This window comes from Burkholderia sp. HMSC10F09, assembly GCF_001806955.1.
Lineage (GTDB): Bacteria > Pseudomonadota > Gammaproteobacteria > Burkholderiales > Burkholderiaceae > Burkholderia > Burkholderia multivorans.
In genome coordinates this window covers 11,556-19,235 of record NZ_KV786941.1, presented here as the reverse complement: position 1 = coordinate 19,235, position 7,680 = coordinate 11,556, and the positions used below count along the sequence as shown (strand labels likewise).

Here is a 7,680-nt window from a genome sequence, read left to right as displayed (position 1 = left end):
CGTGACGAGCGTCACGGCCCGCGCGACGCGTCGCCGATGTCGGCGGCGCTCACGTCGAGCGCCGCACTGCATTCGATCGCCGCATCTTCGACGCGCGGCTTGTTCTCGTCGATCGCGCGCCGCGCGAGATCGCACAGATAGGTGCGCACGCGCAGCCGCTCGGCGGTGTCGAGCGCGGCGTAGCGGGCGATCACGTCGGGTTCGAACCGCAGATCGACCGCACACCGCCACTCGCGCGCGCTGGCCTCGACCGGCGCGCGCACCCACGACACCTGGATCGTCAACCGTCCCGACGCGTCGTCCGCGTGGACGACCACGGTCGACTGCGACGGAAAGCCGTTCGCCAGCGCATGCTCGATTTCGGCGATGCGCTGCGAACGGTCGGACGCTGCCGTCATCGGCGTACGACGCCCAGCAGCAGCGTGACCAGGAAGATCACGACGAAGATGTAGAACAGGATCTTCGCGATCTCGGCCGCGCCGGCAGCGATGCCGCCAAAGCCGAAGACGGCTGCAATGATCGCGATGACGAAGAAGATGAGTGCGTATCGAAGCATGGATTCCTCCTGGGGAACAGCGACCGTCGACGCCCATCGTCGTCGATCAAGAATCGTGCTTGTGCCTGGGTTTGCCGTGGGTCGGCGTCGAGGCCATTTTCTCGAGCTCTTTCTCGCTCATCGATTTGGCCATCGACTTCGACGGCGGTTTCAGGTCCTGCATTTTGGTGCGGCCGCGCTTGGCCGACAGGGCCGCCCCTGCCGCGCGCTGCTGGGCCTGAGATTTCGCTGGCATGGTTCGCTCCCTCGGTTTGCGCGCGCCGCGCTGCGGCGCGCGATCGGTTCGGCCGCACGCATCGTCATGCGGCGTCGCGGCGGCGCAGCTCGGCCGGCGGAATCTTCATCGCCTGCCGATACTTGGTCACCGTACGGCGCGCAAGAAGGATGCCGCGGCCCGCGAGGTTCTGCGTCAGCGCGACGTCCGACAGCGGATCGGTGTGCCGTTCCGCGGCGATCATGTCGCGGATCAGCACCTTCGCGGCCGATGCCGAGCAGACGCCGCGCCCCGCCGCCTCCAGCTTGCGCGGGAAGAAATGCTTGAACTCGAACGTGCCGTGCGGCGTCGCCATGTACTTGTTGCCGGTCGCGCGCGACACGGTCGATTCGTGCAGGTCGAGCTCCTCCGCGATGTCGCGCAGCACGAGCGGCTTCATCGCGATCTCGCCGTAGCGGAAGAAGTCGCGCTGCCGCGCGACGATGCATTCGCCGACGCGCTGGATCGTGTCGAAGCGCTTCTGCACGTTGCGGATCAGCCAGCGCGCTTCCTGCAGCTGCTGGCCGAGCGGCGAGTCGCGCTCGCCGCTCGACTGCGCGAACAGCGTCGCATAGCGCTCGTGCAGCCGCGCACGCGGCAGCACGGCCGGATTGATCGTCACGACCCACTCGTCGCGCACCTGGCGCACGATCACGTCGGGCACCACGTAATCGCCGCGCGTGCTGCCGTAGTGGTTGCCGGGACGCGGGTCGAGCCCGCGCACGAGCGCGCACGCGGCCTGCAGCGTCTGCTGGTTGCAGCCGATGCGCCGCTGGATCTCGGCGGTCTCGCGGCGGGCGAGGCGTTCGAGATGTTCGCGCGCGATCGCCTTCGCTTCGGGCAGCGCCGGCGTGCCGGCCGGAATCGCGTCGAGCTGCAGCAGCAGGCACTCCGACAGCGAACGCGCGGCGATGCCGGGCCGGTCGAGCATCTGCACGAGCCGCAGCGCGACGGACAGATCGCGCTCCGATAGCAAGAGCGCGGGATCGGCCGCGCCGAGCAGGTCGCCGAGCTCCTGACGCAGGTAGCCGTCGTCGTCGAGCGCGTCGATCACGAGGCGCGCCGCTTCGCGATCGCGCCGGTTCAGCGGATAGAGCCGCAGCGCCTCGTGCAGATGCTGATGCAGCGACGGCTCGGCGGCCATCCATTCGCCGGGCGACAGATCGCCGCCGTCTTCACCCTGACGGCTGCCGCCGCGCGGCGCCGGCGCGGCCGTATACGACAGCTCGCCGTCGACCGGGCGCACGTCGTCGCGCTCGGGTGCGGCCTCCGGTGCCGCGGCTTCGGCCGCCGGATCCGGCGCGGCGGCCTCGTCGTCGCCCTGGCCGTCTTCGAGGAAAGGGTTCGTGTCGAGCGCCTGCCGCAATTCCTGCTGGAATTCGAGCGAAGACAACTGCAGCAGGCGCAGCGACTGCTGGAGCCTTGGCGTAAGTGCCAGATGCTGTCGCATCTGGAGCGCAAGCGTGACGGACATCTGCGGTCCTCCTGAATGGGTTCGCGAAAATTCGTATGCCGGACTTATGCAGCTTCCATGCCAGTCCCGCAGACGCCCACCGGACGGGGCTTTGGCGCCTACGCGCCCTATTTTTCACCCCTTCCGCACCCGCTTTTTTACAAGCGGGCGGCAAGTTTGGAGGCGCAATTCGCGTGCGCGCCGCCGCGCTAGCGTTTCGCGTCGATCCGGTCGACGGCCGAGCGGTCGAGAAACGCGGTCGTCACGTCGGGCAGCTCACGCAGCAGCCACGCGGCCATGTCGCGCTCCTGCTGCAGCAGGCGCTCGCAGCACGCGTGGATCTCGGCCTCGCCGGCCGCCCGCGCGGCCGCGATCAACGCCGTATAGGCGGCGATCTCGACCTGCGCGAACGCGTACGCGGCCATCGTCGCCTTCACCACTTCGTCGCCCGACAGCATCGCGGTCGCCACCTGCCCGTACGCGCCGATGCGCGCGCCGAGATCCTTGATCGCGGACGGCGTCGTGCCGAGCCGCTGCAGGCACGCTTCGACGAGCGCCTGCTGGCCGAGCGTGTCGTCCCGATGCCGTCGCAGCCGGTCCTGCAGCAGCGGGTAGTGGCCGACGCGACGCGCCTGCGCGTCGAGCAACGCTTGCGCGTGATGCTCCATCGCATACGCGTCGCGCAGCCAGTCCTCGAGGTGGGCGTGCGGCGTCGCCATCCGTTGCTCCGTCGCGCCGATCAGTACTGCATCGGCGGCGGCGTGCCGGGCGCCGGGCGCGTGTTGGTCGGCGCGCCGCCGACGTTCGGATCGGGCACGCCGGTCGGCGTGCCGGTCGAGCGCTGCGGCATCGTGTTGCCCGGCGACGGACGCGTGTCGTAGCGCGTGTTCGCGTCCGGCATCGTCTCGGTCGGCGGCGACGCGTTGCCGCCCTGATGGGGCGGCGGCGGCGCGCCCGTCGTGCGGACCGTGTCGGGTTGCGTGCAGGCGCTCATCGCGCATGCGGCGGCGGCCGCGCAGACGGCGAGCGAGAGCGAATGGATCGATTTCATCGAGACCTCCATGCAAGGGGGGCCGGCGTGCGTCGCGCGCACGCTCAGAGCCGGTTGAAATGAAAGTCGGCCGCGTACGCAGTCGGCCCGCGCCGCGCCATCATCGCGTCGAACTCGGCGGCCATCCGCGCGAGCGCGCCGCGCTGCCGCGCGACGTCGGCCTTCTCGAGCGCCGCGAACGCGTCCGCGTCGAAGGTGACGGTCAGCGACGCCGGATGCCCGTCGACGCGAAAGCCGATATGAAGCGCGCCGGCCGGCTGCTCCTCGACGTTGAACGGCATCGCGCGCGCTTCGAAATGACGGCCGAGCGTCTCGGCGATGTCGCGCAACATGCCCTGCTTCACCAGGATGCTCATCGCGTGCGCTCCTGCCGCGCGGGCGGCGTGGCGGCGTGCGCAGGCGGCACGGGCGCCGGCGGCTCGCGTTCCGGCGGCCGGTGTTCGGGGGGATCGCCTTCGGGGTCGTGGTACGGCTGCGGCACGTCGGGCGGCAGTTCCGGCGCGGGCGGCGGCACCGGCTCGGGCTCGGTATCGGGCATCGGCGGATCGGGCCGATGCAGCGAATGTGCAAGGTCCTCGTTCATGGGCGCTCCGTGACGGTCGTGTCGCGAACGATGTCGCTCGCGGTAGCGTCGCCGTGCGGGGCCGCAAGCCGCGTTCCGTCCGGTGTGCGGCCTGCGCCGCGCGAGCGGCCCGCGTCCGTGCGAGGCGCTGCGCGCCACCGTGACTTCGCTACACCGCGCGCTGCAAATCTTTCATGCGGGCGATGCACGCGGCGATTGCGGGCGGACGCGACGAGACGCATGTGCAAGCGCGCGCGACGCGACGGCGCGGCAAGCGCGCACGGCATGCGCGTACCACGCCGCACATCGCATCCCGTGCATGCGCGCCGCGACGCGCATGACGCGCATGACGCGCAATACGCGAGTCGCGCGACACGCGCAGCCGATCCGTACCGCGTGCGACGAGCGAAGGCCGTCGCTACGTGTCGTACGCGGCCATCACGAGCCATAGATTGCGGCCCTCGTCTTCCACGCGCGCGGCAAGCGCGTACGAATCGCCCGGCTCGCACGCGCGCTGCAGCGCGAAGCGCGCGGGCTCGGTCGCGCCGAACGTCTCGTCGCCGAGCGGCCGCACGTCGGCCTTGCCTTCGAACATGCGGCGCTCGGGCCGGTAGATCAGCGGCTCCTGCTTCCACGCGGTGAAGTGGTGCTTCACCGAATCGAATCCGCCGCCGCATACGTTGACCTCGTAGCGCACGCGCGGCTGTCGTTTGATCGGAATCATCGTCGTGCCTCCCGCTCGACTGTCGCGCCGGCGCGCTCGTGCGGCGCCGGCGCAGTTACGTCCTGCGCGGCAAGCCGCGTGCCGCGCGACCACTACGGGAACGCGCATTGCGCGAATTCGTACGTCATCGACACGGAGACTTGCCATGAACGATACGACCCGATCCGAAGAGCGCACGCCGTCGTCCGGGCAGCAGACGGACCCGACGCCGCCGCTGAAGGATCGCGACAGCGCGCGCACGCGCCATTCGGAGCGCCACATCGACAAGTCGCTCGAAGACACGTTTCCCGCGAGCGACGCGCCGTCGACCGGCGGCGTCACGCGGATCGAGCCCGACACGCCGCCCGGCACGCACGACGACGGGCCGTGGCAGGAAAAGCGCGAGCAGGACGAAGGCGGACGCTGAGCGGCACGCCCGTTGCGAGAACGACGGGCCGAACCCGAAGGAGGAAGGACTACATGCATCGCGTCAACGAAATCATGTCGCAGGACGTCGTGCGCATCGCGCCGACCGACTCGATTCGCCACGCCGCGGAACTGATGGCGCGCTACGACATCGGCGCGCTGCCCGTGTGCGACAACAACCGGCTGGTCGGGATGGTCACCGACCGCGATCTCGCGGTGCGCGCGGTATCGGCCGGCAAGCCGCCCGACACGCGCGTCCACGAAGTGGCGTCCGGGCCGATCGAATGGTGTTTCGACGACGATTCGCTCGACGAGATCCAGCACTACATGGCGGATGCGCAGTTGCGCCGTCTGCCGGTCGTCGATCACGACAAGCGGCTCGTCGGGATGCTCTCGCTCGCCGACATCGCGACGCGCACGGCCGGCCCGTCGCGCGACGCGCTCGCGAACACGCTGGAAGGCGTGTCGCAGCCGAAGCAGGCGTGACGGATACGGTGTCCGTTCGCGTCATTACCCCGAACGCGCGGCCCGCGCCCGATGCGGCCGGCCGCGCCCACGCAGCAGGAGGACAATCATGCAGACTCCCGATCAAGGACAGACCCGCATCGTCGGCAAGGGGGCCGCGACGGCAGACGGCCCCGGTCCCGACGTGATGGCAGCCGATACGCTCGAAGGCAACAAGGTCTACACGACCGACGGGGACGATGTCGGCAAGATCAAGGACATCATGCTGGACGTGCGCTCGGGCCGCGTCGCGTACGCGGTGCTGTCGAGCGGCGGCCTGCTCGGCATCGGCGACAAGCTGCTCGCGATTCCGTGGAGCGCGCTGACGCTCGACACGGAACGCAAGTGCTTCCTGTTGTCGGTATCGTCCGAGCGGATCCGCAATGCGCCGGGCTTCGACAAGGATCACTGGCCGGCGATGGCCGACCCGCAATGGGCGGGGCCGCTGCACGAGTATTACGGCAGCACGCCGTACTGGAGCGCGGGCGACGAGCTCGGCCTCACCGATCCGACCGAAGACCTGAACGATCCGCGCGCGCGCGACGGCCGCCTGTAATCGCGACGTGTCGCCGGCGACGGCGACGCGGTCCGCACCCCGCCTCCGGCGGGGTTTTTTTATGCGCGGGCCTTTATATGCGCCGCGCGCCGTCACGCGTTTTTACAACCCGCGTGTAACGGCGCCGTCCGCGCCGTCGAGCCCGTCCGCGCGTTCGGCGCCGTCCGCGCGCCCCGCGCCGTCCACGCGCTCGGCGCCGTCCAGGCGTTGCGCGGGGCGCGCACCGCACACGGCTTCCAGGTAACGCAGCAGCGGATGCGGCGTCAGCGGCTTCGCGCAATGCGCGTCGAAGCCCGCTTCGCGCGCGCGCTCGCGATCGACCGGCGACGCGAACGCGCTGCACGCGACGAGCAGCATGTCGGCCGTGCGCGGGTCGCCGCGCAGCCGCCGCGCGAGCTGCAGCCCGTCGAGCCTCGGCATCGCGATGTCGAGCACGATCGCGAACGGCTGCCAGTCGCGCGCGACGTCGCACACCGCGAACGGATCGTCGACGACGCGGCATTCGAAGCCGCGTGCGTCGAGCAGCAGTTGCAGCGCATCGGCCGCGTCGCGATAGTCGTCGACGACCAGCACGCGGCGCGGGCGGCGCGGCACGCTGTCGGGCGAGCGCCACAGCAGCACGTCGTCGGCGGCCGGATCGTCGCCGGGGGCAATAGGCATGGCTTTTCTCCTGTGATCGAATGCCGAATGCCGGCGGCCACGCAAGGCGCGCGCCCATATTGACCGGCGGTGGCATGCGGGTTGCTGTGTGCTGTCGTATTCATCGAAAACGGGAGCCGTCGATGCCAGCGATCGAGTCTTTGTCGTCGGCCGGCACGCGATGCGCGCACGCGCGCCGCGCGCCGGCATGCGGAGCGCGGGCGCGATGACGCGCACAGCGTCCGCATCCGGCGCCGACGACACGCCGGACGATCAGCGCCCCGCGACGCTCGACGCATGCCGGCGCTGCGGGCTGTGGGAACACGCGACGCAGCCGGTGCCGGGCACCGGCCCGCGGCACGCGTCGATCGTGCTGGTCGGCGAGCAGCCGGGCGATCAGGAGGACCGCACGGGCGTGCCGTTCGTCGGCGCCGCCGGCCACGTGCTCGACCGCGCGCTCGACGCGGCCGGCATCGATCGCCGCTCGGTCTATCTGACCAACGCCGTCAAGCACTTCAAATGGGAACCGCGCGGCAAGCGGCGTCTGCACAAGACGCCCGCGCAGCGCGAGATCACCGCGTGCCGCTACTGGCTCGATCGCGAACTCGAGAGCGTGCACCCGCGCGTGATCGTCGCGCTCGGCGGCACCGCGCTGCGCGCCGTGCTGCAGGACAACGACGCGACGCTGCAGCGCACGCCGACGCCCACGCGCACCGCGCAGGGCTACCTCGTCGTCGCGACCTACCATCCGTCGTACGTGCTGCGCACGCGCGGCGCCGATTCGCGCGAGCACGCGTACCAGACGCTCGTCGATGCGCTGCGCACCGCGTCGAAGCTCGCGCGCGACGACGGCACGCCGAAGGCGGGCCGCGGAGACGCCGAATGAGCGGCGCGCGACGCGACGCGCCGCCCGCCGACGACACCGCCAAGCCCGCCCCGCTGCCGTGGTACCGCCGGCTCGGGCCGGGGCTGCTGGC

14 protein-coding genes are annotated in these 7,680 nt (G+C 70.8%); 4 read left to right on the top strand and 10 right to left on the bottom strand.

The window, feature by feature from the left end:
• Positions 1-11: 11 nt before the first annotated feature.
• The 9 genes from HMPREF3115_RS28250 to HMPREF3115_RS28210 all read right to left on the bottom strand — a co-directional run bounded on the left by HMPREF3115_RS28250 (position 12) and on the right by HMPREF3115_RS28210 (position 4,599).
• Entirely contained in the window at positions 12-398 is a 387-nt protein-coding gene (locus tag HMPREF3115_RS28250; protein ID WP_006398938.1) for a DUF3022 domain-containing protein, read from the bottom strand.
• Entirely contained in the window at positions 395-556 is a 162-nt protein-coding gene (locus HMPREF3115_RS28245) for a DUF1328 domain-containing protein (RefSeq protein WP_006398937.1), read from the bottom strand. Before HMPREF3115_RS28245 ends, HMPREF3115_RS28250 begins: the two co-directional genes overlap by 4 nt.
• Positions 557-602: 46 nt before the next feature.
• A complete protein-coding gene (locus HMPREF3115_RS30555; protein ID WP_012464947.1) occupies positions 603-791 on the bottom strand; it encodes a DUF3008 family protein in 189 nt (62 codons plus the stop codon).
• A gap of 64 nt (positions 792-855) precedes the next feature.
• Entirely contained in the window at positions 856-2,283 is a 1,428-nt protein-coding gene (locus HMPREF3115_RS28235; RefSeq protein WP_006407441.1) for an RNA polymerase factor sigma-54, read from the bottom strand.
• 188 nt (positions 2,284-2,471) lie between these two features.
• Positions 2,472-2,981, bottom strand: a complete 510-nt coding sequence (locus tag HMPREF3115_RS28230; protein WP_006407440.1) for a DUF892 family protein — start codon at positions 2,979-2,981, stop codon at positions 2,472-2,474.
• 20 nt (positions 2,982-3,001) lie between these two features.
• On the bottom strand, positions 3,002-3,313 hold the full coding sequence (locus HMPREF3115_RS28225; protein ID WP_006411764.1) for a hypothetical protein: 312 nt from the start codon (positions 3,311-3,313) through the stop codon (positions 3,002-3,004).
• Between the two features lie 44 nt (positions 3,314-3,357).
• Positions 3,358-3,669, bottom strand: a complete 312-nt coding sequence (locus HMPREF3115_RS28220) for a hypothetical protein (protein WP_070557039.1) — start codon at positions 3,667-3,669, stop codon at positions 3,358-3,360.
• Positions 3,666-3,896, bottom strand: coding sequence for a hypothetical protein (locus HMPREF3115_RS28215; RefSeq protein ID WP_006407438.1), 231 nt, complete (start codon positions 3,894-3,896; stop codon positions 3,666-3,668). The genes HMPREF3115_RS28220 and HMPREF3115_RS28215 overlap by 4 nt, the downstream gene beginning before the upstream one ends.
• Before the next feature lie 397 nt (positions 3,897-4,293).
• The gene (locus tag HMPREF3115_RS28210) at positions 4,294-4,599 is read right to left on the bottom strand and encodes a hypothetical protein (protein ID WP_006407436.1); all 306 of its coding nucleotides are present in this window, start codon (positions 4,597-4,599) and stop codon (positions 4,294-4,296) included.
• A 145-nt stretch (positions 4,600-4,744) separates the two neighbouring features.
• Between HMPREF3115_RS28210 and HMPREF3115_RS28205 the strand changes: the two genes are divergently transcribed.
• From HMPREF3115_RS28205 to HMPREF3115_RS28195, 3 genes are all read left to right on the top strand, one after another.
• Complete coding sequence (locus HMPREF3115_RS28205) at positions 4,745-5,005, top strand: hypothetical protein (RefSeq protein WP_006398927.1); 261 nt, start codon at positions 4,745-4,747, stop codon at positions 5,003-5,005.
• 53 nt (positions 5,006-5,058) lie between these two features.
• Positions 5,059-5,490, top strand: a complete 432-nt coding sequence (locus HMPREF3115_RS28200; RefSeq protein ID WP_006398926.1) for a CBS domain-containing protein — start codon at positions 5,059-5,061, stop codon at positions 5,488-5,490.
• Between the two features lie 88 nt (positions 5,491-5,578).
• A complete protein-coding gene (locus HMPREF3115_RS28195; protein ID WP_006398925.1) occupies positions 5,579-6,064 on the top strand; it encodes a PRC-barrel domain-containing protein in 486 nt (161 codons plus the stop codon).
• Positions 6,065-6,166: 102 nt separating this feature from the next.
• Here the strand turns inward: HMPREF3115_RS28195 and HMPREF3115_RS28190 are convergent, their stop codons facing one another.
• Complete coding sequence (locus tag HMPREF3115_RS28190) at positions 6,167-6,724, bottom strand: response regulator (RefSeq protein WP_070557037.1); 558 nt, start codon at positions 6,722-6,724, stop codon at positions 6,167-6,169.
• A 205-nt stretch (positions 6,725-6,929) separates the two neighbouring features.
• On the opposite strand from HMPREF3115_RS28190, the gene HMPREF3115_RS28185 reads away from it, so the two are divergent.
• Positions 6,930-7,589 carry a UdgX family uracil-DNA binding protein gene (locus HMPREF3115_RS28185; RefSeq protein WP_070557041.1) on the top strand — a complete coding sequence of 220 codons (660 nt, stop codon included), beginning with the start codon at positions 6,930-6,932 and terminating at the stop codon, positions 7,587-7,589.
• Positions 7,590-7,680: the final 91 nt, after the last annotated feature.

Bases quoted from the DNA above. Each gene is read 5' to 3' on its own strand.
- HMPREF3115_RS28250 (WP_006398938.1), bottom strand. From the start codon at position 398: ATGACGGCAGCGTCCGACCGTTCGCAGCGCATCGCCGAAATCGAGCAT.
- HMPREF3115_RS28245 (WP_006398937.1), bottom strand. From the start codon at position 556: ATGCTTCGATACGCACTCATCTTCTTCGTCATCGCGATCATTGCAGCC.
- HMPREF3115_RS30555 (WP_012464947.1), bottom strand. From the start codon at position 791: ATGCCAGCGAAATCTCAGGCCCAGCAGCGCGCGGCAGGGGCGGCCCTG.
- HMPREF3115_RS28235 (WP_006407441.1), bottom strand. From the start codon at position 2,283: ATGTCCGTCACGCTTGCGCTCCAGATGCGACAGCATCTGGCACTTACG.
- HMPREF3115_RS28230 (WP_006407440.1), bottom strand. From the start codon at position 2,981: ATGGCGACGCCGCACGCCCACCTCGAGGACTGGCTGCGCGACGCGTAT.
- HMPREF3115_RS28225 (WP_006411764.1), bottom strand. From the start codon at position 3,313: ATGAAATCGATCCATTCGCTCTCGCTCGCCGTCTGCGCGGCCGCCGCC.
- HMPREF3115_RS28220 (WP_070557039.1), bottom strand. From the start codon at position 3,669: ATGAGCATCCTGGTGAAGCAGGGCATGTTGCGCGACATCGCCGAGACG.
- HMPREF3115_RS28215 (WP_006407438.1), bottom strand. From the start codon at position 3,896: ATGAACGAGGACCTTGCACATTCGCTGCATCGGCCCGATCCGCCGATG.
- HMPREF3115_RS28210 (WP_006407436.1), bottom strand. From the start codon at position 4,599: ATGATTCCGATCAAACGACAGCCGCGCGTGCGCTACGAGGTCAACGTA.
- HMPREF3115_RS28205 (WP_006398927.1), top strand. From the start codon at position 4,745: ATGAACGATACGACCCGATCCGAAGAGCGCACGCCGTCGTCCGGGCAG.
- HMPREF3115_RS28200 (WP_006398926.1), top strand. From the start codon at position 5,059: ATGCATCGCGTCAACGAAATCATGTCGCAGGACGTCGTGCGCATCGCG.
- HMPREF3115_RS28195 (WP_006398925.1), top strand. From the start codon at position 5,579: ATGCAGACTCCCGATCAAGGACAGACCCGCATCGTCGGCAAGGGGGCC.
- HMPREF3115_RS28190 (WP_070557037.1), bottom strand. From the start codon at position 6,724: ATGCCTATTGCCCCCGGCGACGATCCGGCCGCCGACGACGTGCTGCTG.
- HMPREF3115_RS28185 (WP_070557041.1), top strand. From the start codon at position 6,930: ATGACGCGCACAGCGTCCGCATCCGGCGCCGACGACACGCCGGACGAT.